At 64.0% G+C, this 25,828-nt stretch carries 30 protein-coding genes and 2 pseudogenes; 22 read left to right on the top strand and 10 right to left on the bottom strand.

Features of this window, described 5'->3' with window-relative positions; genetic code table 11:
• The first annotated feature begins 2 nt into the window (after positions 1-2).
• Together ACVIIV_RS28155 and ACVIIV_RS28150 are read left to right on the top strand one after the other, a co-directional pair.
• The gene (locus ACVIIV_RS28155; protein ID WP_456747053.1) at positions 3-905 is read left to right on the top strand and encodes an HNH endonuclease; all 903 of its coding nucleotides are present in this window, start codon (positions 3-5) and stop codon (positions 903-905) included.
• A 101-nt stretch (positions 906-1,006) separates the two neighbouring features.
• A complete protein-coding gene (locus ACVIIV_RS28150; protein ID WP_456747052.1) occupies positions 1,007-2,257 on the top strand; it encodes a serine hydrolase domain-containing protein in 1,251 nt (416 codons plus the stop codon).
• A 105-nt stretch (positions 2,258-2,362) separates the two neighbouring features.
• On the opposite strand, the gene ACVIIV_RS28145 is transcribed toward ACVIIV_RS28150, so the two are convergent.
• Positions 2,363-2,722 carry an AraC family ligand binding domain-containing protein gene (locus ACVIIV_RS28145; RefSeq protein WP_456747051.1) on the bottom strand — a complete coding sequence of 120 codons (360 nt, stop codon included), beginning with the start codon at positions 2,720-2,722 and terminating at the stop codon, positions 2,363-2,365.
• Between the two features lie 182 nt (positions 2,723-2,904).
• On the opposite strand from ACVIIV_RS28145, the gene ACVIIV_RS28140 reads away from it, so the two are divergent.
• Genes ACVIIV_RS28140 through ACVIIV_RS28130 form a run of 3 tightly spaced genes read left to right on the top strand, consistent with a single transcriptional unit; the run spans position 2,905 to position 3,925 of the window.
• Complete coding sequence (locus tag ACVIIV_RS28140) at positions 2,905-3,420, top strand: SRPBCC family protein (RefSeq protein WP_456747050.1); 516 nt, start codon at positions 2,905-2,907, stop codon at positions 3,418-3,420.
• A complete protein-coding gene (locus ACVIIV_RS28135) occupies positions 3,390-3,563 on the top strand; it encodes a hypothetical protein (RefSeq protein ID WP_456747049.1) in 174 nt (57 codons plus the stop codon). The genes ACVIIV_RS28140 and ACVIIV_RS28135 overlap by 31 nt, the downstream gene beginning before the upstream one ends.
• Positions 3,563-3,925 (top strand): ArsR/SmtB family transcription factor, encoded by a 363-nt coding sequence (locus ACVIIV_RS28130; RefSeq protein WP_456747048.1) that lies wholly within the window; start codon positions 3,563-3,565, stop codon positions 3,923-3,925. The genes ACVIIV_RS28135 and ACVIIV_RS28130 overlap by 1 nt, the downstream gene beginning before the upstream one ends.
• A gap of 124 nt (positions 3,926-4,049) precedes the next feature.
• Here ACVIIV_RS28130 and ACVIIV_RS28125 read toward each other — a convergent pair whose 3' ends face one another.
• Positions 4,050-4,550, bottom strand: a complete 501-nt coding sequence (locus ACVIIV_RS28125; RefSeq protein ID WP_456747047.1) for a peptide deformylase — start codon at positions 4,548-4,550, stop codon at positions 4,050-4,052.
• Between the two features lie 80 nt (positions 4,551-4,630).
• Between ACVIIV_RS28125 and ACVIIV_RS28120 the strand changes: the two genes are divergently transcribed.
• Together ACVIIV_RS28120 and ACVIIV_RS28115 are read left to right on the top strand one after the other, a co-directional pair.
• Positions 4,631-5,215, top strand: coding sequence for a TetR/AcrR family transcriptional regulator (locus tag ACVIIV_RS28120; protein WP_456747046.1), 585 nt, complete (start codon positions 4,631-4,633; stop codon positions 5,213-5,215).
• Between the two features lie 78 nt (positions 5,216-5,293).
• Positions 5,294-5,872, top strand: coding sequence for a DUF308 domain-containing protein (locus tag ACVIIV_RS28115; protein ID WP_456747045.1), 579 nt, complete (start codon positions 5,294-5,296; stop codon positions 5,870-5,872).
• 15 nt (positions 5,873-5,887) lie between these two features.
• Here ACVIIV_RS28115 and ACVIIV_RS28110 read toward each other — a convergent pair whose 3' ends face one another.
• Complete coding sequence (locus ACVIIV_RS28110) at positions 5,888-6,346, bottom strand: cupin domain-containing protein (RefSeq protein ID WP_456747044.1); 459 nt, start codon at positions 6,344-6,346, stop codon at positions 5,888-5,890.
• A gap of 89 nt (positions 6,347-6,435) precedes the next feature.
• Here ACVIIV_RS28110 and ACVIIV_RS28105 point away from each other — a divergent pair, with 89 nt between their 5' ends.
• The 3 genes and pseudogenes from ACVIIV_RS28105 (at position 6,436) to ACVIIV_RS28095 (ending at position 8,656) form a co-directional block, all read left to right on the top strand.
• The gene (locus ACVIIV_RS28105) at positions 6,436-6,723 is read left to right on the top strand and encodes a hypothetical protein (RefSeq protein ID WP_172786391.1); all 288 of its coding nucleotides are present in this window, start codon (positions 6,436-6,438) and stop codon (positions 6,721-6,723) included.
• Entirely contained in the window at positions 6,720-7,151 is a 432-nt protein-coding gene (locus tag ACVIIV_RS28100; RefSeq protein WP_456747043.1) for a PIN domain-containing protein, read from the top strand. Before ACVIIV_RS28105 ends, ACVIIV_RS28100 begins: the two co-directional genes overlap by 4 nt.
• A gap of 283 nt (positions 7,152-7,434) precedes the next feature.
• Positions 7,435-8,656: pseudogene (locus tag ACVIIV_RS28095) on the top strand (MFS transporter).
• A gap of 21 nt (positions 8,657-8,677) precedes the next feature.
• Here ACVIIV_RS28095 and ACVIIV_RS28090 read toward each other — a convergent pair.
• Positions 8,678-9,064, bottom strand: a complete 387-nt coding sequence (locus tag ACVIIV_RS28090; RefSeq protein WP_456747042.1) for an ester cyclase — start codon at positions 9,062-9,064, stop codon at positions 8,678-8,680.
• A gap of 56 nt (positions 9,065-9,120) precedes the next feature.
• The gene (locus tag ACVIIV_RS28085) at positions 9,121-9,993 is read right to left on the bottom strand and encodes a GNAT family N-acetyltransferase (RefSeq protein ID WP_456747041.1); all 873 of its coding nucleotides are present in this window, start codon (positions 9,991-9,993) and stop codon (positions 9,121-9,123) included.
• A gap of 151 nt (positions 9,994-10,144) precedes the next feature.
• On the opposite strand from ACVIIV_RS28085, the gene ACVIIV_RS28080 reads away from it, so the two are divergent.
• The 6 genes and pseudogenes from ACVIIV_RS28080 to ACVIIV_RS28055 all read left to right on the top strand — a co-directional run bounded on the left by ACVIIV_RS28080 (position 10,145) and on the right by ACVIIV_RS28055 (position 15,159).
• Positions 10,145-11,809, top strand: a complete 1,665-nt coding sequence (locus tag ACVIIV_RS28080) for an acetolactate synthase large subunit (RefSeq protein WP_456747040.1) — start codon at positions 10,145-10,147, stop codon at positions 11,807-11,809.
• Between the two features lie 226 nt (positions 11,810-12,035).
• A complete protein-coding gene (locus tag ACVIIV_RS28075; RefSeq protein WP_092295005.1) occupies positions 12,036-12,383 on the top strand; it encodes a Lin0512 family protein in 348 nt (115 codons plus the stop codon).
• A gap of 4 nt (positions 12,384-12,387) precedes the next feature.
• Positions 12,388-13,080 (top strand): GNAT family N-acetyltransferase, encoded by a 693-nt coding sequence (locus ACVIIV_RS28070; protein ID WP_456747039.1) that lies wholly within the window; start codon positions 12,388-12,390, stop codon positions 13,078-13,080.
• A 69-nt stretch (positions 13,081-13,149) separates the two neighbouring features.
• Positions 13,150-14,335: pseudogene (locus tag ACVIIV_RS28065) on the top strand (serine hydrolase domain-containing protein).
• A gap of 96 nt (positions 14,336-14,431) precedes the next feature.
• Positions 14,432-14,641: a YgaP family membrane protein gene (locus ACVIIV_RS28060; protein WP_456747038.1), complete on the top strand. Its 210-nt coding sequence runs from the start codon at positions 14,432-14,434 to the stop codon at positions 14,639-14,641.
• Positions 14,638-15,159: an RNA polymerase sigma factor gene (locus ACVIIV_RS28055; protein ID WP_456747037.1), complete on the top strand. Its 522-nt coding sequence runs from the start codon at positions 14,638-14,640 to the stop codon at positions 15,157-15,159. The genes ACVIIV_RS28060 and ACVIIV_RS28055 overlap by 4 nt, the downstream gene beginning before the upstream one ends.
• 51 nt (positions 15,160-15,210) lie before the next feature.
• Here ACVIIV_RS28055 and ACVIIV_RS28050 read toward each other — a convergent pair whose 3' ends face one another.
• Positions 15,211-16,551 carry an RtcB family protein gene (locus ACVIIV_RS28050; protein ID WP_456747036.1) on the bottom strand — a complete coding sequence of 447 codons (1,341 nt, stop codon included), beginning with the start codon at positions 16,549-16,551 and terminating at the stop codon, positions 15,211-15,213.
• A 116-nt stretch (positions 16,552-16,667) separates the two neighbouring features.
• Positions 16,668-17,993, bottom strand: coding sequence for a TROVE domain-containing protein (locus ACVIIV_RS28045; RefSeq protein ID WP_456747035.1), 1,326 nt, complete (start codon positions 17,991-17,993; stop codon positions 16,668-16,670).
• Positions 17,994-19,123: 1,130 nt separating this feature from the next.
• On the opposite strand from ACVIIV_RS28045, the gene ACVIIV_RS28040 reads away from it, so the two are divergent.
• Entirely contained in the window at positions 19,124-19,837 is a 714-nt protein-coding gene (locus tag ACVIIV_RS28040) for a DUF429 domain-containing protein (RefSeq protein ID WP_456747034.1), read from the top strand.
• Between the two features lie 7 nt (positions 19,838-19,844).
• Here ACVIIV_RS28040 and ACVIIV_RS28035 read toward each other — a convergent pair whose 3' ends face one another.
• The gene (locus ACVIIV_RS28035) at positions 19,845-20,072 is read right to left on the bottom strand and encodes a hypothetical protein (protein ID WP_456747033.1); all 228 of its coding nucleotides are present in this window, start codon (positions 20,070-20,072) and stop codon (positions 19,845-19,847) included.
• A gap of 401 nt (positions 20,073-20,473) precedes the next feature.
• On the opposite strand from ACVIIV_RS28035, the gene ACVIIV_RS28030 reads away from it, so the two are divergent.
• Positions 20,474-21,178 carry a glutathione S-transferase family protein gene (locus ACVIIV_RS28030; protein WP_456747032.1) on the top strand — a complete coding sequence of 235 codons (705 nt, stop codon included), beginning with the start codon at positions 20,474-20,476 and terminating at the stop codon, positions 21,176-21,178.
• A 2-nt stretch (positions 21,179-21,180) separates the two neighbouring features.
• Here ACVIIV_RS28030 and ACVIIV_RS28025 read toward each other — a convergent pair whose 3' ends face one another.
• Positions 21,181-21,552 carry a tRNA-binding protein gene (locus ACVIIV_RS28025; protein WP_456747031.1) on the bottom strand — a complete coding sequence of 124 codons (372 nt, stop codon included), beginning with the start codon at positions 21,550-21,552 and terminating at the stop codon, positions 21,181-21,183.
• Between the two features lie 104 nt (positions 21,553-21,656).
• On the opposite strand from ACVIIV_RS28025, the gene ACVIIV_RS28020 reads away from it, so the two are divergent.
• Entirely contained in the window at positions 21,657-22,016 is a 360-nt protein-coding gene (locus ACVIIV_RS28020) for an ArsC family reductase (protein WP_456747030.1), read from the top strand.
• Positions 22,017-22,019: 3 nt separating this feature from the next.
• Here ACVIIV_RS28020 and ACVIIV_RS28015 read toward each other — a convergent pair whose 3' ends face one another.
• The gene (locus tag ACVIIV_RS28015) at positions 22,020-22,700 is read right to left on the bottom strand and encodes a hypothetical protein (RefSeq protein ID WP_456747029.1); all 681 of its coding nucleotides are present in this window, start codon (positions 22,698-22,700) and stop codon (positions 22,020-22,022) included.
• A gap of 309 nt (positions 22,701-23,009) precedes the next feature.
• Between ACVIIV_RS28015 and ACVIIV_RS28010 the strand changes: the two genes are divergently transcribed.
• The 3 genes from ACVIIV_RS28010 to ACVIIV_RS28000 are packed head-to-tail and all read left to right on the top strand — an operon-like array spanning position 23,010 to position 25,778.
• Positions 23,010-23,765, top strand: a complete 756-nt coding sequence (locus ACVIIV_RS28010) for an ABC transporter ATP-binding protein (protein WP_456747028.1) — start codon at positions 23,010-23,012, stop codon at positions 23,763-23,765.
• Entirely contained in the window at positions 23,758-24,504 is a 747-nt protein-coding gene (locus ACVIIV_RS28005; protein ID WP_456747027.1) for an ABC transporter ATP-binding protein, read from the top strand. Before ACVIIV_RS28010 ends, ACVIIV_RS28005 begins: the two co-directional genes overlap by 8 nt.
• 50 nt (positions 24,505-24,554) lie before the next feature.
• A complete protein-coding gene (locus tag ACVIIV_RS28000) occupies positions 24,555-25,778 on the top strand; it encodes an ABC transporter substrate-binding protein (RefSeq protein WP_456747026.1) in 1,224 nt (407 codons plus the stop codon).
• The last annotated feature ends 50 nt before the right edge of the window (positions 25,779-25,828 follow it).

The raw sequence follows: 25,828 nt of genomic DNA, 5'->3' as shown, positions 1-25,828 counted from the left end.
TTATGGGATTTGGGGTATTCATCCATCGATCGGACTCGATCTACGATGACAGCCCCGCTGAACGATACCAGTTTCCAAGCCAGTACTTGCGTCGCGTTCAAGCCTGCGTCGGTGATTGGATCATCTACTATGAACCGAGCAAGGTAGCAGAAACGCGCGGTTACTTCGCGATTGCTCGGGTGCAACAAGTTGTTCCTGATCCAACCGCATCGGGCATGTTTCTCGCTCTGATCGAGCCCGGAAGCTATCTGGACTTTGCCAATCCGGTCGCTTTCAACGGACCGACGGGTCCTGTGGAGCGCGGCGTCCTGAATGAGCAGGGACGGATTTCGGGGCGTGCTCAGTCGGCAGTCCGTCCAATTTCGGCCGACGATTTCAATCGAATATTCGAACTCGGCTTCGCGGAAGGTGTGCCGCTGCTGCCCCGAGTCGATGCAGATGTTCGATTGTCTCAACTCGACGAAAGAGAGCAGGCGCCATTTATACTTGAGCAGCAGCGTGATCGCGTGAGTTTAACGGTCTCGAGGGTATTGCGTGACCGGGTTTTTCGTCGGATCGTGTTGCGAGCCTACGACGAGCGCTGCGCCATCACCGGGCTGAAGCTCATCAATGGAATGGGACGCGCAGAGGTAGCGGCGGCGCACATTCGGCCTGTGGAGGTGAACGGGCCGGACATCGTGAGCAATGGGATCGCTCTGTCGGGAACTGCGCATTGGATGTTCGATCGTGGTTTGATCAGCCTGTCCGATGAATTGGAAATACTGATCTCGCGGCAGACAAACGATCTGGAAGGAGTTCGATCGGTCATCAACAAGTCCGGTCGTGCGCTCGAGCCAAGGAGGCCATCGGATCGGCCTCATCCGCATTTCCTGCAGTGGCACCGCGAAAATTGCTTCAAGCAATAGACGAGCTCCTGGAGTCGCGCACTTCAGCCTAGCGCTAGCCTTGATGTGGACCGCAATCCCTCATGATAGGAAATCTGCGTCGTTCTCCGGAGCCAGCCCTTATGCCCGTCGCGCCCACCCCCAACCATCCGCCCGCCTCCACCGACCCCGAAACCCTAGGCTGGATGCGCGGCTTCCCGCCATCTCCCGATCGCACCATCATCTTCCAGGACGGCTCTTTCCGCAGCTTCCCCGAGCTGCGCTGGGCCTGGAGCAACATCCGCCAGCTGGTGCCGACGGTGAATGTCTGGCGCGGAGCTGGACTTGCGTCGCCTCTACCGCGCGCGGACCACGACATCGGCGCTGTCGCCTCGACCACGATGGACGGACGGCCCATGACGTTCGACAAGATGCTGGAGGAGACCTATACCGACGGCATCGCGGTGCTGCATCGGGGCAGGCTGATCTACGAGCACTATTTCGGCGCGTTGAAGCCGCACAAGCCGCATATCGCGATGTCGGTGACGAAGTCGTTCACCGGCGTGCTCGCAGGGATTCTGGTCGCCGAGGGCAGGATCGATCCGCAGGCGCCCGTGACGGACTATGTGCCGGAGCTGAAGCCAAGCGCGTTCGGCGATGCGCGCGTGCACGAGGTCATGGATATGACCACGGGGCTCGCCTACACCGAGGTCTACACCGACAAGAATTCGGATGTGTGGGGTCTGCGGCGCGCCAACGGCATGGCGCCGATTCCGCCCGGCTATGACGGCCCCAGCACCATCTTCGATTTCCTCGTCGCGCAGAAGAAGCAGGGCGAGCACGGCAAGGCCTTTGCCTACAAGACCGTCAACACCGACGTGCTGGCCTGGATCATCAGGCGCGCCAGCGGCATGACGTTGTCCGATCTCCTCTCCGAGCGGATCTGGCAGCCGATGGGTGCGGAGGAGGACGCGCATTATCACGTCGATCGCATCGGCACCGAGAGCGGCGGCGGTGGCCTCTCCACCACGTTGCGCGATCTCGCCCGCTTCGGCGAGACCATGCGCAACCATGGCCGCTTCAACGGCCGCCAGATCGTGCCGTCGCAGGTCGTCGAGGACATCGCGGGCGGCGGCGACCCTGATAAGTTCAAGCCGGCCGGCTACACCACGCTGCCGGGCGCCTCCTACCGCAATCAATGGTGGGTCACCCACAACGCCCACGGCGCCTACATGGCGCGCGGCGTCTACGGGCAGGGCATCTACATCGATCCCAAGGCCGAGATGGTGATCGCGCGCTACGCCTCGCACCCGATGGCCGGCAACGCCGCCAACGATCCCGTGACGCTGCCGGCGTATATGGCGCTGGCGAAGGCGTTGATGGCGGGCGGGTAGGAGCGCGCGACCTCTCGTAGCCCGGATGGAGCGAAAGCCTAGTCCGGGACAGACGATCCGCATGGCGCAAATTCCCGCGCGGCCACCCTGATTGTGCTGCGTTCGCTAAGCCGCGCCGTCACGCGGCTCCTGCCAATGCGGATAGGTGACGTAGGCGGTGAGGGCGCCTTGCTCGTGCGAGCGGATGGTGACCGTCTCGCCTCTGGGCATGTAGATGATCTCGCCGGGACCGGCGGTGACGGTGCCGCCATCGCTCGTGACCGAGAGCTTTCCCTCCAGGATGATCATGACATCATCGACTTTCATCGTCTCGTCCAGAGTCTGGTTCGGCGCGTAGCGGCCGTAGCCGATCGTGATCGGTCCGCCGTGACGCTGGTCGACCATATTGCTGACGAAGATGTCGCCGTCTTGTCCCGGCGATCGTTCGAGCGAAGCATCGGCGATGGCGAATTTGCGAACTTTCATGAGTTCCTTCCGTTTTAGGCGGGCTTGGTGGGAAGAGGCACCGATAGACGCCTGGGCAGGTGTTTGGTTCGCGTCGGCTCGCGAGGCGGTTTGACGCAGCGGGCCACTTAATATAAGTGTTGACTTATATTAGTGCTGATCGATATTCCGTGTCTCGCACCAAGCAACAGGGAGAAGCGCAAATGGAGATCGACGTCGCCAGGGTCCTCGGGCTCGTGACACGTTCGGTGAGGAATTTCGACAAGGATGGGAAACCGGCGAGCGTCGTGACCCTCACGCGGCTCTACGACACCAGCGTCGACGATCTCTGGGACGCCGTGACCAGCAGGGAGCGGATCCCGCGGTGGTTTGCGCCGGTCGAGGGAGACCTCCGGCTCGGAGGATGCTACCAGGTCAAGGGCAATGCGGGCGGCACCATCACGGCGTGTGCGCCGCCGACCCATTTTGCCGCGAGCTGGGAATTCGGCGGCGCCACAAGCTGGATCGACGTCAGGCTGACTGCAGAACGAAGCCAGGCGCGTTTGACGCTTGAGCACACCGCGATCATCGAGGATCATTGGAATCAGTTCGGTCCGGGTGCGGTAGGCATCGGCTGGGACCTCGCGCTTGCGGGACTGGAGCGATATCTTGCGACCGGGGCATCGGTGGACCATGAGACGAGGCCTGGATGGGCTCGCCCGAGGGCAAGGAATTCATGACGACGAGCGGCGAGTATTGGCGTGCGGCGCATGTCGCGAGCGGGGTCGATCCTGACACGGCGAGACAGCGCTCGGACCGCACCATCGCGTTCTATCGCGGCGAGATGCCGCCTGACATCGCGCATCCGGGCACAGGAAGCTGATGCACGCCTTTGAGGTCCTCGCCGATCCCGTGCGCCGCCGCATCCTCGAGCTGCTCGGTCTTAAGGAAATGGCGTCCGGTGAGGTCGTCGAGGTGATCGGGGCCGAGTTCGGAATCACCCAGGCGGCCGTCTCGCAGCACCTCAAGGTGCTGCGAGAGAGCGGCTTTGCAAGCGTTCGGGCCGAGGCGCAAAGGCGCCTCTATTCGGTCGACGCTGCCGGGCTTCGCGCGGTCGATACGTGGATCGGCCAGTTCAGGAATTTCTGGGAGCCGAAGCTGGACGCGCTGGCCACCGAGATCGCGCGCGGCAAACGAGAGCGTCGCAATGCGCCGATCGTCAAGCGGAGCGGGAAGAGGGCGTGAGTGCATGGATGAGATGCGTAGGGTGGATTAGCAGACCGCTGCGCGAAGCGCGACGGGCGGCCTAATCCACCATCTCCCTCGTTTTGTCGTGCTCAGATGGTGGATTACGCTTCGCTAATCCACCCTACGAATTCCGCGACATCTTCTCGAACTTCTTCACCAGCCGCTCCCGCTTCAGCCGCGACAATCGCTGGATCCAGAACATCCCGTCGAGCTGGTCGATCTCGTGCTGATGGCAGACGGCGCGCAAGCCGTCCGATTCCTCGCTTTGCACAATGCCCTCGACGTCCTGGTAGCTGATCCGCACCCGCGCATGGCGCTGCACCTCGTCGTTGACCCCGGGCATCGAGACGCTGCCTTCGCGATGCATGATCATCTCGGGCGAGGCCCATGTGATCTCTGGATTGACGTAAGTCCGCGCGCCGTCCTTGGCGTCGAGCTCCAGCACCACGATGCGCAAGGGCACGCCGATATGCGGCGCGGTGATGCCGATGCCGGGCGCGGCGCGCATGGTCTCCAGCAGGTCGTTCGCGAGGTCGCGCAAGGAATCGTCGAACGCGGTGACGGGGCGGGCCGGCAGCGCGAGCCGGCGGTCGGGATAGCGCACGATCGGGCGAATAGTCATGCAGGCTCCTACCACTCACTCACGGATCATTGAAGCATTCCCGCTTGACCATCCTACCTACTGGAAGGTAGCTAGGCGCCATGAGCACCGTTTCCTCGACCGCCGACGACATTCTTGCCTGCGCCCGATCGCTGATCATCGCCGGCGGCTACAATGGCTTCAGCTACGCCGACATCGCCGATGTCGTCGGCATCCGCAAGCCGAGCATCCACCACCATTTCGCCAGCAAGGTCGACCTGGTGCGCACGCTCGTGGCGCGCTATCGCGAGGAGGCCCAGGCGGGGCTGTCGGCGCTCGAACGCAATGTCGCTGACCCCGCCGAGCAGCTCAAAAGCTACGTTGCGTATTGGGAGGCGTGCATCAAGGACGCGACGGCTCCCTTCTGCGTCTGCGCGCTGCTTGCCAGCGAACTTCCGATCCTGGCTGAGGAGGTTGCGCTCGAGGTCCGCGCGCACTTCCGCTCCCTGGCGTCCTGGCTGGCTTCGGTGATGGAGCGCGGCAAGCGGCAAGGGCGGCTCCACCTCGTCAGCACGGCGCGGGTCGAAGCGGAGGGATTCATGGCGACCGTTCACGGCGCAATGCTGTCGGCACGCGCTTATGGCGATCCCAAAATGTTCGGGACCATCACCCGGCCGCTGCTGGACCGGCTTTCCACCAGGCACTGACGAGGTCGACACCGGCTATGCCGGTTCGACGTTTCCGCTGCGCATGAAAGCTACCAACTAGTAGGTAAGGAGAAGACAATGAGAGATCGTGAGATGGCTGCGAACACGGCCGACCAGGCGCAATGGCTGAAACAATACTATTTGTTGCGTGCCGCGTTCTCCGTTGCCTGGGTCATTGCGGCCTTCGCGATCGCGCCGTCGTCCGCGGTGATCGCAGCGACGTTGCTCGTCGTCTATCCGGCCTGGGACGCCGCGGCCAATTATCTCGACGCGCTCAGCAGCGGTGGCTTGAACCAGAACCGCACGCAGGGCCTGAACGTGCTGGTCAGCCTGGCGACCACCATCGCGGTCATCCTGGCCTTGCAGGTCAGCATGAACTGGGTGCTCGGAATTTTCGGGGCCTGGGCGATCCTGTCCGGATTGCTCCAGCTCGGCACGGCAGTGCGGCGCTGGAAGCGTTTCGGCGCGCAATGGGCCATGGTGCTCAGCGGTGGCCAGTCGGCTCTGGCCGGCGGATTCTTCATCTTCCAGGCCACAATGCCCGCGGTGCCGTCGATTGCGAATGTCGCAGGCTATGCCGCGGTCGGCGCGATCTACTTCCTGGTCTCGGCGGTCTGGCTCACCGTCGGCAGCTGGCGCCGTAGTGCGGCCATGTGAGGCTGAGCGGCTATGTCAGTCCGGATACGGCGTGCCGTCCTTGTGCAGGAAACGGCCGTCGGAGGCCGGGCTCATCATGTCGATGTCGGAGCAGGTGATGAGGTCGGCTTGCGAGCGCGAGCCGACCTCGAGATAGACTGCCGTCGCATCCGACTTGCTGATCATGTGATGGCCGTTGCCGCTCGCCTTGGGAAAAGCTGCGCAGTCGCCCGCGCGCAGCACGGTTTCGCCGCCGTCCTCGATCAGCGTCACCTCGCCTTCGAGGATGTAGACGAACTCGTCCTCGTGCGAATGCCAGTGCCGCTGGCTCGACCAGCCGCCCGGCGGCAGGCGCATCAGGTTGACCCCGAAATCCGACAGGCCTCCGGCATCGCCGAGCCGCTTGCGAATGCGCTCGGCGCAAGGCGCATTGAAGGGCGCCGGATAGCCGGAGCCCTTGCGGGCCGGCACGGTGGCGACGTCGATCTTTGGCATGTGGGGACTCCAATCGTCGGTTGCCGAGGCAAGCGCGTTCGCGAAGCATCTTGCCATCTGTTACATAATGGCGTATGTAAGTCAGCATCATGGCTCATATCAGCATCCGCGATCTACAGAAGATTTCCGGTGAAGCCATCGGTGCATTGCCGGGCCCGACGGCGGTGAAATCGGGTGAGCGAACGGTCGGGCTGCTCATCCCGCTCAAGGCAACCGATCCGGAGCGGTTGGCTGCCGTGCTGGCGCGCGCGGAGCGGCTGGCCAAGGGACGCGACGCGGCCGCGGACGATGCCGCGCTGGCCGAATTCGGCGAGGTCGATCCGGTCGATTGGTCGATTGCTGCGGTGAAAGCCCTGACGCGCAAGCGGAAGACGTGAGACCACCGTCGGCAACAATCGTCATCGATGCGGCCATTCTGGTCGCCGCTGTTCGCGGCCGAAGTTCCGGGGCGCTTTTGGCCGCCGCGGAGAAGGTGGTCTTCGTGACGACGGACCGTGTCGTCCAGGAGGCACGCCGGCGCATCGCGCTCGGCATGCAGCGGCCCGAACTGCTCGATATGCTCGATGAGCTCGCCGAGCTGTTGACGATCGTTCCCGTTGCGTCGTTGGAGCCGATCATGGCCCGGTGCGAGGAGACCCTTCGCGATGCCGTGCCGAGCCGCAATGGATCGGTGCGCGATGCCCACGTGCTCGCGCTCGCGTGGAGCGTCGATGGCGATGTTTGGACCACCGACCGCGACTTCGCCGGAACCGGCGTGGCAACGTGGTCGACGCCCAATCTCGTGCGTGGTCTTGGCGAGATCTGAGCATCGAACCGCGCAGGATGCGTGGCCCAGCGATCGTCTCGAATGGGGGATGATGCCATTATGCCGGTGTTTTGCCCGACAGGTCAAAATCGCGCCCCTGACATCGCAAATGACCGTCCTCGTAAGTCATTGATCCCGCAGGGGCCGGCTACTGTGCATGGGGTTGTTTTCGAGTTTTTGTTGCCAGGTCACAAAAGCGTGCGGCAAAAAATGACGTGACCGCTGTCGGCCGGCGCCGCTCCCATTCGTCTTCCACGCGAGACAGACCTGACGGGAGACCGAAATGACTTCTTCCAACTATCGCTGGGTGGTCGTCGCGGCCGGCGGCGTGCTTGGCTGTGTCGCGATCGGCGGCATGTTTTCGCTGCCGGTGTTCCTGCAGCCGATCGCAAAGGACACCGGCTGGTCGGTGACCGGCATTTCCAGCGCGATGACGATCGGCTTTCTGGCGATGGCCTTCACCAGCATGGCCTGGGGCACAGCGTCAGACAGGTTCGGGCCGCTGCCGGTGGTGCTGACGGGATCGACCGTGCTGGCGCTCAGCCTGTTCGCGGCGAGTCAGGCGACCTCGCTGATCGTGTTCCAGGTGGTGTTCGGCCTCCTCGTCGGCGCCGCCTGCGCGGCGATCTTCGCGCCGATGATGGCGACCGTGACCGGCTGGTTCGACACAAATCGCGGCCTCGCGGTGTCGCTGGTCTCCGCCGGCATGGGCATGGCGCCGATGACGATGTCGCCGCTGGCGGCCTGGCTCGTCTCCGGCCACGACTGGCGCACCTCGATGCAGATCATCGCGCTGGTGGTCGCTGCCATCATGATCCCGGCGTCCTTCCTGGTCCGCCGTCCGCCGGCGCTCGCGCAGGCCGTGGCCGTGCCGGCGGGCGAGGCCGCCGGACAAAACGAGATGTCGATGGGCGAGGCGCTGCGCTCGCCGCAATTCCTCATCTTGCTTGCCACCAACTTCTTCTGCTGCGCGACCCATTCCGGCCCGATCATTCACACCGTCAGCTATGCCGTGAGCTGCGGCATCCCGCTGGTCGCGGCGGTGACGATCTACAGCATCGAGGGGTTTGCCGGCCTCGGCGGGGCGCATCGCCTTCGGCCTGATGGGCGACCGCTTCGGCGCCAAGCGCGTGCTGGTCTCGGGCCTCCTGCTGCAGGCGTTCGGCGCGCTCGCCTATGTCTTTGCGCATCAGCTCACGACGTTCTATGCGGTCGGCGCGATCTTCGGCTTCATCTACGCCGGCACCATGCCGCTCTACGCCGTTCTCATCCGCGAGAACTTCCCGCTCAAGATGATGGGCACGGTGATCGGCGGCACGGCGATGGCCGGCAGCCTCGGCATGGCAACCGGCCCGCTCGCCGGCGGCCTGATCTACGACGCCTTCTCCAGCTACGCCTGGCTCTACATCGCCTCGTGGGCAATGGGTTTAGGTGCCTTCCTGATGGCGATGACGTTCCGCCCCTTCGCAAAGCCGCAAGGCGAGGTGGCGCCGGCGGCGGCGTGAACTCGAGATCGAGGCGCGGCGTCAGAGCTGCGCCTCGATCGCGGCCTTGTCGATCACCGACCAGACCTGCCGGATCTTGCCGTCCTGAAATTCGTAGAACACGTTTTCGCAGAAGGACACGCGCTTCCCATTGACGGCAAGACCGAGGAATGTCCCGACCGGCGCGCAGTCAAACTTCAGTCGGGCGGCGATGCGGGGAGGGTCGGAGATCAGAATCTCGATGTGGAATTGCAGATCGGGGATCTCCCGAACATCCCGTTCCAGCATTGCGCGATAGCCCGCAAGCCCAAGGAGCCGCGCGTTGTGGGCGACCTCATCATGCACGAATTGTCCGAGTGCCGGCCAATCCCGCCGGTTCAGGCAGGCGATGTAGTCGCGGTAGAGGTCGGTGAGGTCGTCTTTTGTCATGGCGAAGCTCCCTTCGGCCTCGACCATAACGCACGAGCATCGCGAACCGGTCCAGCTCAGAGGCGCTTCTCGAAGAAGAGGTCCGGATAGGGATCATCGTTGAAGCGCGGGATCTCGCGCCAGCCCGTGCTGCGATAGAGCTGACCGGCTTCGGGCAGCGCGCTGTTGGTGTCGAGCCGCAGCAGCGGGATGCCGAGCGCGCGCGCAGCGCTCTCGGCCGCATCCATCAGCCGCCGGCCGAGCCGCAACCCGCGTGCAGCGGGCGCGACCCACAGCCGCTTGATCTCGGCGTAGCCGTGATCGGTTCCCTTCAAGCCGACGCAGCCGATCGGCAGCGTGTCGGACATCGCCACGATGAAGGTGCCGCGCGGCCGGCGCATGTCCTTGGCGTCGGGGTCGCGCGACAGCGAGACGTCAAAGCCCTGGCTGAAGCGGCGGCCGAGCTCGGCATAGTACTCGCCGAGGCAGTAGCGCGCTTCCTCGCAGCGCGGATCCATCTCCTCCAGCGCGACGCGCTCGCGCGTCAGCGCGGAAGCGATCAAGTCCATCGCCGCCAGCAACGCCTCGCGTTGCGAATGCTGCGCGAGGAAGCCTTCGGCCTGCGCGTTCGACAGCGCCTCGTAGGCCGCGAACTCGCGCCGGCCCGCCCGCGTGAGCTTTGCCATGCGCCGGCGCGCATCGTCTTCACGCGCGGCGGTCTCGATCAGCCCTTCGTCCTCGAGGCTGCGGAGCAGCCGGCTCATCAACCCAGAATCGAGCCCGAGATAGTCGCGGATCTCCGCCACGTCCGAGTGCCCGTGCCCGATCGCATTGAGCACGCGCGCCGCGCCGAGCGGCCGGCCGCGCCCGAGAAACGAAGTATCGAGTGCGCCGACGGCAGAGGTGACGGCGCGGTTGAAGCGGCGGACGCGGGAGGCGGGATCGAGCATGATGTCTGACTTTAGTCAGAGATCGTGGCGTGTCAATCGCCCGAGCGTAGATCGAGCTGCGGCCGCGCGCGTCATTGTGAGTTGTTCCCTTGCCGCGAGCCCCTACCATGCGCCCGCTCGGGAGTTTGGGTCGACAACAAGCGGAGGCGACATGGGCGGCCAGCAACGCAAGCTCAAGGGATCGGACCTGTTTGTCGCGGCCCTGGAGAACGAGGGTGTCGACCGCATCTTCGGTATTCCCGGCGAAGAGAATCTCGATCTGGTCGAATCGCTGCGCGCCTCCAGGATCGAGCTGATCCTGACCCGGCACGAGCAGGCCGCCGCCTTCATGGCCGCAACGCACGGGCGGCTGACCGGCAAGCCCGGAGTTTGTCTCTCGACGCTCGGCCCCGGTGCCCTCAACCTGTCTACCGGCGCCGCCTATGCGCATCTCGGTGCGATGCCGATGATCCTGATCACCGGCCAGAAGCCGATCATGAGCAGCCGGCAGGCCCGCTTCCAGATCGTGGACGTGGTCGCGACCATGAAGCCGCTCACAAAACTGTCGCGGCAGATCGTCAGCGCCTCCAGCATTCCGACCGTGGTGCGCGATGCGTTCCGCGCGGCGATGGAGGAGCGTCCCGGGCCGGTGCATCTCGAGCTCCCCGAGGACATCGCGGGTGACGAGGTGCCTGATGTCCCGGTGATCCCCGTCCATCCGATCGAAATCCCGGTCGCTCATCGCGCCGCGCTCGACCGTGCCGCCGAGATGATCATGGCCGCAAAGCACCCGCTGGTGATGATGGGCGCGGCGACCAGCCGGCCGCGGTCGACGCACGGCATCGCAAGCTTCGTGCGGCGGACCGGCATTCCCTTCTTCACGACGCAGATGGGGAAGGGCACCGTGCCCGGCGGCACCAACCTCTACATGGGCACTGCGGCGCTCTCGGAGCGCGATTACGTTCACGACGCGATCGACGCTGCCGATTTGATCGTCGCCATCGGTCACGACCCCGTCGAGAAGCCGCCTTTCATCATGGGTCCCTCGGGCCCGAAAGTCATTCATGTCAGCTACACGCCGGCGAGCGTCGAGCAGGTCTATTTCCCCGATGCCGAGGTCGTCGGCGACGTCGGCCCCAGCCTGGAGCTGCTGGCGGACCGGCTCGAAGGCAAGCTGCCGCAGGCGGCGGCGCTGCTGCCGCTGCGCGAAGAGATCCTGAAGCACATCGCCGACCGTGCCACCGAGGCGCGCTGGCCGCCGACGCCGCAGCGCATCGTGCACGACATCCGTCAGGTGATCCCCGAGAACGGCATCGTCGCGCTCGACAATGGCATGTACAAGATCTGGTTCGCGCGCAATTATCGCACCCGCGTTGCCAACACGCTTCTGCTCGACAATGCGCTGGCGACCATGGGCGCCGGACTGCCGTCCGCGATGATGGCGGCCATGCTCTATCCCGACCGCCGGGTGCTCGCGGTCGCCGGCGACGGCGGCTTCATGATGAACAGCCAGGAGATGGAGACGGCGGTCCGCCTCAAGCTCAATCTGGTCGTGCTGGTGCTGGAGGACAACGCCTACGGCATGATCCGCTGGAAGCAGGCCGTCGATCATTTCGCCGATTACGGCATGACCTTTGGCAATCCGGATTTCGTTCGTTACGCGAAGGCCTATGGTGCCAAGGGGCATCGGATCGAGAGCATCGACAGGTTCGGCCCGACGCTCGATGCCGCCTTCAAGGAGGGCGGGGTGCACTTGGTCTCCATCCCGATCGATTATTCGGAGAACGTCCGGGTGCTCGTGGACGAGCTGCGGGCGCACGAGAAGGCGAAGGCGTGAAAGCGATAGTCTCGTGCCCCGGACGCAGCGCAGCGCCCCTTCGGCGGTGCGCTGCAGAGCCGGGGCCCATGCATCAGCGCACAATGTGGCCTGCTGGGTCCCGGCTCTGCGCCGCAACGCCAAGAGCGTTGCAGCGCGTCCGGGACATGAGAGCGGCGACCGCACTTGTGTCACGCTCCCTGATCGCCGACACTCGCAACCATCAAACCAGCCACAGGATTATGAAATGACTCGCGTTCGTTGTGTCACCGAGATGGGCATGGGCGTCGACGTTCACGGCAGGGATGCCACCAAGGCGGCAAAGCGCGCGGTGTCGGATGCGATCAGGCATTCGAGCCTCGGCTTCTTCCGGATGATCGGCAAGACTGCGAACGACATGTTCGTCGATGTCACGATCGGAGTGCCCAACCCCGAGGCAGTGGACAAGGAAGCCGTCGCCAAGGAGCTGCCTTACGGCACCGTGACCGTGACTGCGGTCAAGGGCGGGTTGGAGATCCCCTCGGCCACTGAAGTCGCCAACGACCCCATCCTCATCGCCAATGCCGCCGTCATCGTCAGCTTCGAGAAGGACTAGGCCGGTGTCCGACAGCGATGAGGCGCTGCTGGATCGCCCGATCTGGAGTGCGCTGACGACAAGCCAGAAGCACCTGGCGGAGGGCGGCCCGCAAGCGCTGCGCTATCCCGTGGATATGACGCCCTTCGCCGACATGGTCGACATGTCCGCGGCAAGCTTTGCAGCGCTCGGTGAGCTGCTGTCCGGCACTCAGGTCGCTGCGCTGTTCACGCCAGAGCCGGTCCAAGTTCCCGCCGGCTTCAACGTGGTGCTCGCCGAGACTGGTGAGCAGATGATCGGCTCACCGGCAGACAGTCCGCTTCGTGATGCCGAGATCGTCACATTGGGTGCTGCCGACGTTCCCGCCATGATGGCGCTGACGGAGCTGACCAAGCCCGGTCCATTCGCGCTGCGTACCCATGAGCTCGGCACTTTCCTCGGCATCCGAGCCGGCGGCGAATTGGTGGCGATGACGGGAGAGCGGATGAAGCCGGGAAATTTCGTCGAGATGACGGCCGTCTGCGTGCATCCGGACTATCGCGGGCGCGGCTATGCACAGGCGCTGCTCGCGGCGGTCGCGCGCCGGATCGAAGCGCGCGGCGAAATTCCGTTCCTGCACGTCTTTTCGAACAACACGTCTGCGATTGCGCTGTACCAGCGGCAGGGAATGAAAATCCGTCGTCGCCTGTACGTCACCGCGCTCATGAAGCAGGGATGAGCTGCACGGTAGGCTTCATATCCTGGGAAATCTCGTTATATCCATCCCAACCAGAATTGGGGGAAACACATGGACGCCAGAACGACAGATTTTTCCGCCGCGCGGACGGCGATGCAGCGCTACGTCGATCAGCAGATCATTCCCGGTGCGTCCTGGGGCGGTGCTGCGGGGGCGCGAGGTGGTCGACCAGCAATGCGTCGGCTTGGCCGACCGCGAGGCGAACACGACGCTTCGGCCCGACCATATTTTCCGCGCGTTTTCCAACACCAAGATCTTCGTCACCTGCGCGATCATGCTGCTGGTCGAGGAAGGCCGGATCGGGCTCGATGATACGATCGAGAAATTCCTGCCGCAGCTCGGCAATCGCAAGGTGCTGAAGCAGGGGGCGACGAGCTTGGCGGATGTTGAGCCCGCAAAAGGCCAGATCACGATCCGGCAGCTTCTGACCCACACATCCGGTCTCAGCTACGGCATCTTCGATCCCGGCACGGTGTTGTTCAAGGCTTACAACGAGGCGCGCGTCCTCAATCCGCTGACATCGCTCGCCGACATGATCGACAAGCTCGCCGATCTCCCGCTGTCCTATCATCCTGGTACGGCCTGGGAATATTCGGTGGCGACCGACGTGCTCGGCCGGATCGTCGAGGTTGTCTCCGGCCAGCAGCTCGACGGCTTCCTCAAAGCGCGCATCTTCGATCCGCTCGGCATGACCGATACCGGCTTCTCGGTGCCGGAAGCGCAGCAGGGCAGGCTGGTCGCGCTCTATAATGGCGCCGACGTGCTTGATCCCATGAAGCCGGGCATGACGCGCGCCGACAATCTGCCGTTTCCGCAAGCCTACCGGCGGCCGTTCCCGCGGCTCTCGGGCGGCGGCGGTCTGGTCTCGACCTTGCCGGACATGCTCGCGCTGGTGCGCGCATTGTTGCCGGGGTCAGACGCGCTGCTGAAGCCGGAGACGCTGCGGCAGATGATGACGAACCAGCTCCCCGCAGGCCAGACCATCCGTTTTGCCAATCTCGGTCCGATCCCCGGCAAGGGCTTTGGTCTCGGCGGCGCCGTGACCTTCGCGCCCACGCCGTTCGATCCGCCGAACTCCACCGGCGAATTCCAGTGGGGCGGGCTCGCCGGCACCCACTGGTGGATCTGCCCCGAGGCCAATACCGCGGGTGTGTTAATGGCCCAGCGCTACATGGGCTTCTGGAATCCGTTCTTCTTCGAGTTCAAGCGCCTGGCCTACCAGGCCGTCGGGGGCTGACCGCCAAAAAAATTGCACGCGCCCGCGAATCCTTTTCGGCCAGCGCGCCCTCTTGATGGTCGAGGTATTCAGCCTCGGCTCATTTCGGAGGATGCGATGGCATTTTACAGGAAGAATATCGGCGGCCTGCACCAGGCGGCGCGGATCGCCCTGGGCGCGGCGGTGGCGGGCGCGGCATTCGTTTATCTGGCCGGCGCGACGGCATGGCTGGTCGCGCTCGGCGGTGCCGGCTTCGCGTTCACGGGGGTCGTGGGCTATTGCCCGATGTGCGCGATGGCCGGGATCGGGCGAGGGGACGTGTCGTGAGCGCGGCTGCGATCTCGCCGAGCCTGTTCGAGGCCGCGCGGCTCGGCGATCCCCAAGCGATCGCGCGCCTGCTCGAGACGGCGCAGCCGGATATCCGCCGTTACGCGCGCGCGACCTGCCGCAGCTCGGCGGATGTCGAGGATGCGACGCAGGAAGCGCTGTGGATCCTGTTCCGTCATGTTGGCACGATCCGCTCGCTGCTGGCATTTTCGGCATGGCTGTTCCGCGTGGTCCGCCGCGAATGCCTGCGGCTGGCGCGCCGGGCCGGCCTTGTGCCGGCTGGCGATGAGAGCGAGGCGGAAGCCGCGCTGCTGCTGCGCCCCGAGGCCGATCTGCGGCTCGACGTGGCCGCGGCGTTCGAGGCGCTGCCGCCGCACTATCGCGATGTCGCGCTGATGCGCGACGTCAAGGAGATGACGATCGATGAGATTGCCGCCGCGCTCGGCGCGACCAGGCAGACCGTGAAGGCACGGCTGCATCGCGCCCGCGCATTGATGCGCGAATATCTGACGAGATGAGGGAAGCAGAGGATGCAGGCGAGAGGCTTGGCCTCCCGCCTGCAATTCGCGTCAGTCCTTCCACGGGTCGAACTCGCCTTCGCCGGCCATGGCGACGGCGAACGGCCGCAGCGTGTGCAGCACCCGCACGGTGCCGGCGTGCTGGGCAAGCACCTCCGGCAGGCGGCGATAGGCCATCGGGCTCTCGTCGAGGTCGGCACCGATCAAGGTGACGCCGCGCTCGTTGAGCCAGCGGTCCATCTCCGCACGCGAGAAGCGGCGCTTTGCTTCCCTTCGTCCGAACAGGCGGCCGGCGCCGTGCACGGTCGAGTAGAGCGAGGCCTTGGCTTCCGGACTGTCGACGCCCTCGAGAATGACGGCGTCGTCGCCCATCGAGCCGCCGACGAATCCCTTCTGGCCGGGAAACGCCGGCGTCGCGCCCTTGCGCACCACCCACAAATCCTTGCCGTCGTGGGTCTCACGCCAGGCATAGTTGTGGTGGTTGTGCACGGTCTCGGTCACGCTACCGCCGATGATCTGGCGGACGCGCTCGACGACCCACTCGCGGCCCGCATAAGCATAACGCCCGGCGAGCTGCATCGCCGCGATGTAGCGGCGGCCGAGCTCGGAATCTTCGTCGACCACGGCGGGCGGGACGTTCATGCCGTCCTTGCCGCCGGCGGCCTTGAGGTAGCGCGTCGCGGAGGTGTGGCCGAGACCGCGGCTTCCGAAGTGGACGCCGATCCAGACAAAGCCATCCTCGTCGCGCATGAGGTCGACATAGTGGTTGCCCGACCCGACCGTGCCGAGCTGGCTCACCGCCTTTTTGCGGTAATCTTCCATGTCGCTCTCGCGCCAGGCATCGCCGTCGTCGAACAGCTCGTGCTCGGCCCGTTCTGCGTTGGTGCGGCCGACGCCGAACGAGATCACCTTGGCGACGTCGCGGATGATCGTGGGTGCGATCTCCGCAATGTCGTCGAAGCGGGTGTCGAGCTTTGCCGCCATGTTGCCGCAGCCGATGTCGAAGCCGACGCCGGAGATGCTGATCTGCTTCTCATAGGCGATGACCCCGCCGACCGGCTGGGCGTAGCCGAGATGGCCGTCGGCGCAGATCACGCCTGATACGACGTTGCCGACCGCCATGCAGTTGCGCATCTGCGCAATCGTCGCCTCCTCGTGTGAGCCGAAGACCTTCAGCGGCGCATTCTGGAAGCGGGCGTCCTGCGTTCGGAATTCGGCGATCAAGCTCGCGGTCGCAATGGCCTCGCGGGCAAGATGCTCCTTGCGCGCAGCATCCTTGTACAGGCACCAGGCCGGCTGGCCGCGTCCTTCGCCGACGCGCGAGTCGGGATCGACACCGGCGGCGAGGCAGAGCTCGCGGGCGCGTTCCATGTAGGGATCGGGTCGTCGCATGGTCGTGTGTCCTGCTTCACGTCCAGCGCGCATCATAGGAGGTGCGCGCGGACCATTTCAGAGATTTCGCTGGCCCCGGGCGCGATGTCGGCGCTCGGGGCCGTCGTCGTTGCGCATCAGTTCAACGCCGTCTCCGACGCCGCGATCCACGCGACCACGGCCTCCGAGAAGCCGTTGACGCGGGTCCAGGCACCGTGGCCGACACCGTGCTGATACGAGGCCACGTTCACCATGGTGCCGCGCGCCTTGGGCTCGGGCACGACGTCGTGGCTCTGCTCGTCGGTGAAGACGATGAGGCGGTCGCCCTTGCGGTCGATCTCCGCCACCGCCTTGCCGAGCCAGGTTCCGCTATGCGCCTGCGAGTTGATGACCGCATCCCGCAGCGCGAAGCCGCGGCGGGGAGGGACCTTCACCACCTCATCGGAGAAGGTGAAGATCTCGACCTCGTCGCAGATCTCGCGGGCGAGGATGGCAAGGCCACACGCCGCCTCCGCACGCGTCATTTCCGACTGCGCGGAGAGGGTCGTGAACATCGAGCCCGACACGTCGATCAGGAGCCGGGTACGGCCCGGGAGCCGGACATGGTCCTTGACCGACTTGAGCATCGCAGCCTCGAGCTCGGGCTCGAAGTCCGGCGCATAGCGCGCCGCCGTGATGAAGCGATAGGGGAGGATACGATCCGTCCGCATCGCCTCGATCGCGCCTGCGATGGTCTCGCGCGGCACCTGCGCATTCTGCATCAGTCGCAGATTGCGCAAGAGCGCCAGGCCGCCGAGCTTCTTCCCGGCGATCAACCGCTCGAAGGTCTCACGCTTGTTCTTGCCGGCCGAGAGCGAGACCTCCCAGGTATCGGGGGAGGCGAGCTCGCCGTCGACGAGCTGCTTCCACAGCTTCTCCTGCTCGGCGTCCTTCGGCTTGGCGTGGACCAGGAACAGAACGTCCCTGATCCGCACCGCGCCGTCCCGGTCCCACTTGGCGAGCTGATAAGCGTCGAACTTGGTCAGGGCGCGGGCAAGGCCCTTCTTGACCTGCGCCGAGACCGGCTGACGCTTGCGCTGCTGCATCGGCCCAAGCGCATCGGCCCAGTAGATCGCCAGCAGCTCCGTCATCTCGTCGGGACGCTGGATCACCTGAGCGAGCGTGTCCGCGACGAGGGCGCGGTGCTTCTCGTTCCGCGCCATCTCGCGGATGACCAGCAGCGGCGCATGCCGCAGCTTCATCACCTCGCGCGCCTCGATCGCGAGCTGCGCGACGCGCTCCGGCGCGACCTTGGGCACCAGCGCCTTGATGCGGTCGGCGATGGAGACGCCGTCCTCGTAGAACTGGTCCTCCCACAGGAGGCAGTTCATCAGCGCCCGCTTCAGCTCCATCTCGGGCGTGGAGCGCATTGCGCGCGCACCCTCCCGCGTGAAGGCACGAGGGATCTTGTTGAGCCTGACCATGACGGCCTCCTCTGGTGTGGTGGTGGAATGGAAACGGTGCCGGGGAACAAGCGAGGCTGTACTGCCCTTGCGAGCAAGTCACATGCTCTACCGCTGAGCTACGGACTTTCATCCGGAAGGAGTCGAACCTTCGACATTGCGATTCGAAGTAACAGCGCTCTTCACCACCGGCGGTGGCTAAGGGGACACGATCCGGGAACAGGCGATTCTGTGACCCGACGAGCCGAAGCTCGCCGGAAAGCGCTCTATCCTCTGAGCTACCGGTGCATGGAACACCGGGCGGGATTCGAACCCGCGACCTCTCGCGTTGCAGGCGAAGTAACAGAAATCTTCACCACGGACCGTGATGGGGGTTGGCGGGGAACGGACGATGCTGTTGCTGCCCGTGTCAGGCAATCCGCCTTTCGGCGCGCAGGAGTCGAACCTGCTCGGCGCTTTTCGCGCCTTTACCATGAAGTAACAGACATCTTCACCACCGCCAGGCCGGCGCTTTCACACCGGCCGTTGATGGGTACGCTGGGGAACAGGCGATATCGCCTTGTTGGGATGGCAACCAAGTGTCCTTCCACCGCTGACTGCAGCGCAGAGCGCGCAGGTCAAAGGCGGAATTCGAGCCCGCTCTTCCATCGTGCGAAGTATTCGATATCCTCACCACCAGCGTCGGTTGAGCCGCGATCGTGGCGGCAAACCGAACTTAAGATAATTCTATCGCGGCGCTGTCGACGCGCCGCATCTTGCGAACCCTCTGGGTTCGCTCTGCCATCGGTGTCCGGCTCATCGCCTCGTTCCCTCCGGCAGGCCCCGCGCGCTTGGGCACGCGCCTCTCGAGCGCGAGCCCCGGGATCCGGGTCTCCCGTTCCGGCCTGTGCCGGGATGTTCGAACGGGCCGCGCGGCGGGCAACAAAAAACCCTCCGGAGCGGCAGGCTCGGGAGGGTCCGTGAGAAGCGGACTGTCGATCTTGCGGTCAGGCAAGATCGCTCCCATGAGCCGGGCATGCGCTATCGAATAGTTTGGGGCTATTCGGCGTGCGGACAATTCTTTCGTAGCGGTACGACATCGCTCGGTTCATGGTGTCTGTCGCAAACGGAAGTGCTTGCGGGGGCGCGGGACATACGCCCGCAACTTGCGGATGTCAAGCGAGACGCGCGCCGAAACTGAAATTGACGGACGCATGACTTGTAAAATCTATTTGGGCCTCGATGGATTTCGCTTCGGCTGGGTCGCAGCCTGGATCGACGACCGCGGCGATCACGGCTTCGACTATTCACCGGATCTCGCGCGCTTGCTGGCAATTCCCCACGTGCGTGCGATGATCGACATGCCGATCGGACTGGATCCGAGCGGCTATCGCGCGTGCGATCTGCGTGCGCGCGAACTGATCGGACCCGCCGTGTTTCTCGGTGCGCGCCGCGATCTCTGGATGTTTTCCGACATGGCCGCGGCCAATCGCCATTACTGGGAGCACGAAGGCAAGGGCAAGGGTGTGTCGGCGCAGCTCTGGAATATCAGAGATAAGCTCAAGGAGGTCGACGATGCCATGACGCGGGCGCGGCAGGCGACGATCGGCGAGGCCCATCCTGAATTGATCTTCTGGAATCTGGCCGGACGAGTTCGGCTTGAGCCGAAGACGTCGCCGCGTGGTCGAGCGCGCCGCATTACTCTGCTGAAAGATCGGGGCTTCGCCAAGATCGAGACATGGCTGACGCAACGCTATCGCACTGGCATCGGCCGTGACGATCTCATCGATGCCTGCGCCTGCGCAGTTGCGGCGCGCGACAGCACGCAACGTGTCGGCGACGACAAGATCGATCCGCGGGGGCTGAGAATGGAGATCAACTATTGAGGCCTCGTTAGCTCTCGCGATCGCCTCCATCTCCCGAGTGGCTGCGATGAGCATGGCTCTGATTCAGGTGAACGCCGTCGTCGTCCAGTCTTGCGTCGTCCAGTCTTGCCGCTCTCTCTTCGTACTCCTCGGCCATTGACTGCAATCGCCGCGCGGCTTCGCTGTGAGCGAGTTCGCCGGCGACGCGGCGACATCGCTCGGCATGGTCGAGCAGGGCACGCTTCTCGATGCTCATCCGGCGATAACGCCTAGAAGGCTCAATGGTCCCTGCGCTGGCGGTCGGAACAGCGCGATTGCCTTGCCTCGATGATCGGGAAAAAGTGGTAGTATTCTCAAGCCGGCGAGGAACATGGTCCTTGACCCGACGTTTACGCCAAAGGCTGCTGAGGGACAAAACACCATGTACGACGTCTGCCAATTGGCGACTGCGATGCTCGCGGTCGCCTTTACGGCCCTGCTATTGATCACGGGTCAACGGTTCATCGAGCACCGACAGCAACATGATGCAATGGCTCCGATCGTGGCGATGGCAACGTTGCCGCGATGAGCGCGAGTTCGCCGGGACGAATAGTGACTTGCGCCGCACGGCGTCTTGCCTAGATTGGGCGCGCCTCAGTTCATGCATCAAAGGTCCCGATGCCCGATCTATCCGCCTTTCCCATCACCAAGCGTTGGCCGGCGAACCATCCCGAACTGCTTCAGCTCTATTCCTTGCCGACGCCGAACGGCATCAAGGTCTCGATCATGCTGGAGGAGATCGGGCTTCCTTACGAAGTTCATCTCGTCGATTTCGGCAAGGACGATCAAAAGACACCGGAATTCCTCTCGCTCAATCCGAACGGCAAGATCCCCGCGATCCTCGATCCCAACGGCCCCGGCGGCAGGCCTCTGCCGCTGTTCGAGTCCGGAGCGATCCTGCAATATCTCGCGGAGAAGACTGGCAAGCTGCTGCCGCAGGATGCTTCGCGGCGCTACCAGACGCTTCAGTGGCTGCACTTCCAGATGGGCGGCGTCGGACCGATGTTCGGCCAGGTCGGCTTCTTCCACAAATTTGCCGGCAGGGATTTCGAGGACAAGCGGCCGCTCGAACGCTACGTCAATGAGTCCAGGCGCCTGCTCGGCGTGATGGAGGCGCATCTTTCCGGCCGGCAATGGTTCATGGATGACGACTACACCATCGCCGACATCTCCATGCTCGGCTGGGTCCGCAACCTCATCGGCTTCTACGGCGCCGGCGATCTCGTTGAGTTCAGTCAGTTCAAGGCGGTCGGCAACTGGCTCGAACGCGGGCTGGCGCGTCCGGCGGTCCAGCGCGGGCTGAACATTCCGAAGCGGCCGTGAGGCTAGAACAGCCGCCCGCCGTTCGGCACGGGCTTGCTCGGCTGCACCAGCACGACCTTGCCGTTCGCATCGGGGAAGCCGAGCGTCAGCACCTCGGAGACGACTGGGCCGATCTGGCGCGGTGGGAAATTGACGACAGCAGCGACCTGCTGTCCCACGAGGGTATCCAGTGGGTGATTTTCAGTGATCTGGGCCGAGCTCTTGCGCACGCCGATGGCGGGGCCGAAATCGATCCACAGCCGCCAGGCCGGCTTGCGCGCCTCCGGAAACGGCTTGGCTTCGACGATGGTGCCGACACGGACATCGACCGCGAGGAAGCTGTTGAAGTCGATGGTCGGTGAGGCGGCAGCTGCGGGATCGTGGGTGACGTGCATGGGATGTCCGTTCGGAGAGTTGGCGTCGTCCGCAATATTGTCGCGCGAACCGGAGTTTCGTACAACGCCACGCACGTCACGATACGCCATGCGCGAGGAACGTCTTGCCCAACATCATCTACGGCATCAAGAACTGCGACACCATGAAGAAAGCCCGCGCCTGGCTCGATGCCCATGGCGTGGCTTACGAGTTTCACGACTACAAGGCGGCGGGTGTGGAGAAGGACCGGCTCAAGCAGTGGAGCGACAAGGTCGGCTGGGAGACGCTGCTCAATCGCGCCGGGACGACCTTCAGGAAGCTCCCCGATTCGGACAAGGAAGGCTTGAGTGAGAAGAAGGCGTTGGCATTGATGCTAGCGCAACCATCGATGATCAAGCGGCCGGTGCTGGAAATCGGAAGCAAGCTACTGGTCGGCTTCAAGCCGGATATTTATGCCAAGGAGGTCGGTGGCAAGGCGCGCTGACGGCTAGTTCAGCTCGATGGTCTCGGTGGCGATGCCGGGACCCGGCTGGTCGGAGAACTCGACCGCCTCGGCGGGCGCAATGCGGCCGGGGGCGCGATGAAACAGCTCGCGATCGATCACCGCACGCATCTTTAGACGCGGCAGCGCGTCATTTCCGCGCATCAGGTTCTTGATCTCGAAGCCGCCGTCCTCGCAGAACGTCTTGACCGAGGCGATGACGTGACAGACTTTGCCGTCGGTCTGGAAGGGCAGCAGCAGCCGTTCATAGGCGACGATGCGTCCGTAGATGTCCTCGACGTCGGCCACGCTGTAGACGGGCAGCCCGCGCGCGACGCATTCATGATAGATCGGCATCACGAACGGAGCGAGCCGCGGTCCGACATAGTCATCGAGCGGAACGCCCTTGCCGGTATGTCCATAGGCACGCGAGATGCGCGTGCCTTCGCTCTGGATGATGAGGCGCGGCGTCGGCGTCGAAAACTCCACTGTATAGTAGATGAGATCCGACAGCTCCTCCTCGAGCCGCGCAGGCTGATACTCCCAGATCGCGGGTGCGACCTGCTGGCGCGCATAAAGTCGCAGCCACGTGTTCAGGAGATCGCGTTGCCGGATCGACTTGACGACGGAGGGAGCCGCGCTTGCAAAATCCAAAACAATATTCTCCGCACGTGAAGACCCGCGCATGATCCCGCTTGCGGGAAAATTTTCTATGAAGGCTGGCGCGGGAGGCGAAAGACCGTTAACGACGGCTTGATGGCCGGTGCCTTGCGAACCGGGAGGCCGGGCAGGCACGACATCGAAACATCTCCGACTAAGGGAGCATTTGTATCCCAGCCGGAGGCCTGATCTGCTCAGCTTTCCGCCTTGCCTAACCCCCGTCACCTCCGGCATATTCCGCGCCCGGAGGCGGCGCTCCGGGTGGGCTGCAAGTCCTCCGGACAGCCGAAGCAACAAGGACAGCCACGCGCCTTGCGCGGGCAGGGGGAAATCTGTTTGGCCGATGAGTTCATTCTCGAAACGGAAGGCTTGACCAAGGAGTTCTCGGGCTTCTTCGCCGTCCGCGACGTTACGCTCAAGGTTCGCCGTGGGAGCATTCACGCGTTGATCGGCCCGAACGGGGCCGGCAAGACGACCTGCTTCAATCTTTTGACCAAGTTCCTCAAACCGTCAGCCGGGAAAATCCTGTACAAGGGGCAGGACATCACGGCGATGGCGCCGGCGGACGTGGCCCGCATGGGTCTTGTGCGTTCGTTCCAGATTTCGGCGGTGTTTCCGCATCTCACTGCGCTGGAAAACGTCCGTGTCGCGCTCCAGCGCCAGCATGGCTCTTCGTTCGACTTCTGGCGCTCCAAGTCGGTGCTCAACCGCTTCAACGATCGCGCGCGCGAGTTGCTCAACGATGTCGGCCTCAGCGAGTTTGCGGGCACGCCCGCAGTCGAGATGCCCTACGGGCGCAAGCGCGCACTGGAGATCGCAACCACGCTCGCGCTCGATCCGGAGATGATGCTGCTGGACGAGCCGATGGCCGGCATGGGCCACGAGGACATCGACAAGATCGCTGCGCTGATCAAACGCATCTCCGCGAAATACACCATCCTGATGGTCGAGCATAATCTGAGCGTCGTGGCCAACCTCTCCGACATCATCACCGTGCTGACGCGCGGGCAGGTGCTTGCGCAGGGCCACTACTCCGAGCTCACCAAGGACGAGCGCGTCAAGGAAGCTTATCTGGGAGCCGGTCATGCCTGACATTGCGATCGCCGAGGCTCCGGCAAAGGCTGCGGGCGGCGGAAACATCCTCCAGGTTCGCAACCTGGAAGCCTGGTACGGCGAGTCTCACATCCTGCACGGGATCAACTTCGACGTGAACGCGGGCGAGGTCGTCACCCTGCTCGGGCGTAACGGCGCCGGCAAGACCACCACGCTGAAGTCGATCATGGGCATCATCGGCAAGCGTACCGGTTCGGTAAAGTTCAACAACCAGGAGATCATTCGCGCCACCTCCGACAGGATCGCGCGGATGGGCATCGCGTTCTGCCCGGAAGAGCGGGGGATATTCTCCAGCCTCGACGTCCGCGAGAATTTGATGCTGCCGCCGGTCGTGCGCGAAGGCGGGCTGCCGCTCGATCAGATCTTCGATCTGTTTCCGAACCTGAAGGAACGGCTCAACAGCCAGGGCACGAAACTTTCCGGCGGCGAGCAGCAGATGCTCGCGATCGCACGCATCCTGCGCACCGGCGCGAGCTTCCTGATGCTGGACGAGCCGACCGAAGGCCTTGCGCCCGTCATCATCCAGCAGATCGGTCATACCATCGCGCGGCTCAAGAAGGAGGGCTTTACGATCCTCCTGGTCGAGCAGAACTTCCGCTTCGCATCCACGGTCGCCGACCGCTATTACGTGGTCGAGCACGGCAAGATCATTGACGGATTCTCCAATTCGGAGCTTGCCGCCAACATGGACAAGCTCCACACCTATCTAGGCGTCTAGAACCGCCAAAGAAGTTGAGACCATCGATAATATCCAGAGAGGGAAGTTTCATGAACACCCGGTCGATCGCTTCGTTTCTACTCGGCACCGCGCTGGCGCTTTCCGCGACAAGCGCCGCAATGGCGCAGGACAAGACCATCAAGATCGGCGTGCTCACCGATAACTCCGGGCTCTATGCCGATCTTGGAGGTGCTGGCTCGACGCTGGCCGCGCAGATGGCGATCGAGGATTCCGGGCTTGCAGCCAAGGGTTGGAAGATCGACCTCATCTCAGCCGACCATCAGAACAAGCCCGACATCGGCACCACGATCGCGCGGCAGTGGATCGATGTCGAGAAGGTCGACGTCTTCATGGACGTGCTGAACTCCGGCGTCGCGCTGGCGGTCAACAATGTCGTCAAGGAAAAGAATTCGATTCTGATCGACACGGGGGCGGCGACGTCCGATCTGACCAACGCGCAATGTTCTCCGAACACGATCCACTGGGTCTACGATACCTACATGCTGGCCAACAGCACGGGACAGGCGCTGGTGAAGGCCGGCGGCGACAGCTGGTACTTTCTGACCGCCGACTACGCCTTTGGTCACGCGCTCGAGCGCGACACCGCCGCGGTCGTGGTCAAATCAGGCGGCAAGGTGATTGGCAGCGTCAAGCATCCGCTCAACACGGCTGACTTCTCCTCGTTCCTGCTGCAGGCGCAGGCGTCGAAAGCCAAGATCGTCGGTATGGCGAACGCCGGTGGCGATACCACCAATACGATCAAGCAGGCGGCGGAATTCGGCATCGTCGCGGGCGGCCAGAAGCTCGCCGGGCTTCTGCTGTTCATCACCGACGTCCATGCGCTCGGATTGAAGGTAGCGCAGGGGCTGAACTTCACGGAAACCTTCTATTGGGATTTGAACGACGGCACCCGGGCCTTCTCCAAGCGTTTCTCCGAAAAGATGAAGAACAAGGCGATGCCTTCGATGGTGCAGGCCGGCGTCTATTCGGGCCTGATCCATTATTTCAAGACGCTGGAAGCGTTGGGTGGCAATCCGCACGATGGCGCCAAGGTTGTCGCGAAGATGAAGGAAATTCCGGCGGACGATCCACTGTTCGGCAAGGGTACGATTCGCGCGGACGGCCGCAAGCTCCATCCCGCCTATCTGTTCGAGGTCAAGAAGCCCGAGGAATCCAAGGGACCGTGGGATTACTACAAGCTGATCGGCACGACGGCCGCAGACCAGGCTTTCAGGCCGCTCTCGGAAAGCGCCTGTCCGCTGGTGAAGAAGTAGTACCGACAGCGTCCGCTGGCGGGCACCGTCGTCAACAAAACGGGACTGGG

It is taken from the genome of Bradyrhizobium sp. USDA 4354 (assembly GCF_054060315.1).
This window is presented reverse-complemented; position numbering and strand designations above follow the sequence as displayed.

What these genes read in the sequence shown, in the direction of transcription:
- ACVIIV_RS28105 (WP_172786391.1), top strand. Translation starts at nt 6,436, where the DNA reads ATGGCTCATATCAGCATCCGCGATCTACAGAAGATTTCCGGTGAAGCC.
- ACVIIV_RS28060 (WP_456747038.1), top strand. Translation starts at nt 14,432, where the DNA reads ATGGCATTTTACAGGAAGAATATCGGCGGCCTGCACCAGGCGGCGCGG.
- ACVIIV_RS28130 (WP_456747048.1), top strand. Translation starts at nt 3,563, where the DNA reads ATGCACGCCTTTGAGGTCCTCGCCGATCCCGTGCGCCGCCGCATCCTC.
- ACVIIV_RS28145 (WP_456747051.1), bottom strand. Translation starts at nt 2,722, where the DNA reads ATGAAAGTTCGCAAATTCGCCATCGCCGATGCTTCGCTCGAACGATCG.
- ACVIIV_RS28075 (WP_092295005.1), top strand. Translation starts at nt 12,036, where the DNA reads ATGACTCGCGTTCGTTGTGTCACCGAGATGGGCATGGGCGTCGACGTT.
- ACVIIV_RS28150 (WP_456747052.1), top strand. Translation starts at nt 1,007, where the DNA reads ATGCCCGTCGCGCCCACCCCCAACCATCCGCCCGCCTCCACCGACCCC.
- ACVIIV_RS28120 (WP_456747046.1), top strand. Translation starts at nt 4,631, where the DNA reads ATGAGCACCGTTTCCTCGACCGCCGACGACATTCTTGCCTGCGCCCGA.
- ACVIIV_RS28000 (WP_456747026.1), top strand. Translation starts at nt 24,555, where the DNA reads ATGAACACCCGGTCGATCGCTTCGTTTCTACTCGGCACCGCGCTGGCG.
- ACVIIV_RS28030 (WP_456747032.1), top strand. Translation starts at nt 20,474, where the DNA reads ATGCCCGATCTATCCGCCTTTCCCATCACCAAGCGTTGGCCGGCGAAC.
- ACVIIV_RS28035 (WP_456747033.1), bottom strand. Translation starts at nt 20,072, where the DNA reads ATGAGCATCGAGAAGCGTGCCCTGCTCGACCATGCCGAGCGATGTCGC.
- ACVIIV_RS28015 (WP_456747029.1), bottom strand. Translation starts at nt 22,700, where the DNA reads ATGCGCGGGTCTTCACGTGCGGAGAATATTGTTTTGGATTTTGCAAGC.
- ACVIIV_RS28125 (WP_456747047.1), bottom strand. Translation starts at nt 4,550, where the DNA reads ATGACTATTCGCCCGATCGTGCGCTATCCCGACCGCCGGCTCGCGCTG.
- ACVIIV_RS28110 (WP_456747044.1), bottom strand. Translation starts at nt 6,346, where the DNA reads ATGCCAAAGATCGACGTCGCCACCGTGCCGGCCCGCAAGGGCTCCGGC.
- ACVIIV_RS28025 (WP_456747031.1), bottom strand. Translation starts at nt 21,552, where the DNA reads ATGCACGTCACCCACGATCCCGCAGCTGCCGCCTCACCGACCATCGAC.
- ACVIIV_RS28135 (WP_456747049.1), top strand. Translation starts at nt 3,390, where the DNA reads ATGGGCTCGCCCGAGGGCAAGGAATTCATGACGACGAGCGGCGAGTAT.
- ACVIIV_RS28140 (WP_456747050.1), top strand. Translation starts at nt 2,905, where the DNA reads ATGGAGATCGACGTCGCCAGGGTCCTCGGGCTCGTGACACGTTCGGTG.
- ACVIIV_RS28090 (WP_456747042.1), bottom strand. Translation starts at nt 9,064, where the DNA reads ATGACAAAAGACGACCTCACCGACCTCTACCGCGACTACATCGCCTGC.
- ACVIIV_RS28045 (WP_456747035.1), bottom strand. Translation starts at nt 17,993, where the DNA reads ATGGTCAGGCTCAACAAGATCCCTCGTGCCTTCACGCGGGAGGGTGCG.
- ACVIIV_RS28050 (WP_456747036.1), bottom strand. Translation starts at nt 16,551, where the DNA reads ATGCGACGACCCGATCCCTACATGGAACGCGCCCGCGAGCTCTGCCTC.
- ACVIIV_RS28080 (WP_456747040.1), top strand. Translation starts at nt 10,145, where the DNA reads ATGGGCGGCCAGCAACGCAAGCTCAAGGGATCGGACCTGTTTGTCGCG.
- ACVIIV_RS28005 (WP_456747027.1), top strand. Translation starts at nt 23,758, where the DNA reads ATGCCTGACATTGCGATCGCCGAGGCTCCGGCAAAGGCTGCGGGCGGC.
- ACVIIV_RS28085 (WP_456747041.1), bottom strand. Translation starts at nt 9,993, where the DNA reads ATGCTCGATCCCGCCTCCCGCGTCCGCCGCTTCAACCGCGCCGTCACC.
- ACVIIV_RS28040 (WP_456747034.1), top strand. Translation starts at nt 19,124, where the DNA reads ATGTCAAGCGAGACGCGCGCCGAAACTGAAATTGACGGACGCATGACT.
- ACVIIV_RS28115 (WP_456747045.1), top strand. Translation starts at nt 5,294, where the DNA reads ATGAGAGATCGTGAGATGGCTGCGAACACGGCCGACCAGGCGCAATGG.
- ACVIIV_RS28155 (WP_456747053.1), top strand. Translation starts at nt 3, where the DNA reads ATGGGATTTGGGGTATTCATCCATCGATCGGACTCGATCTACGATGAC.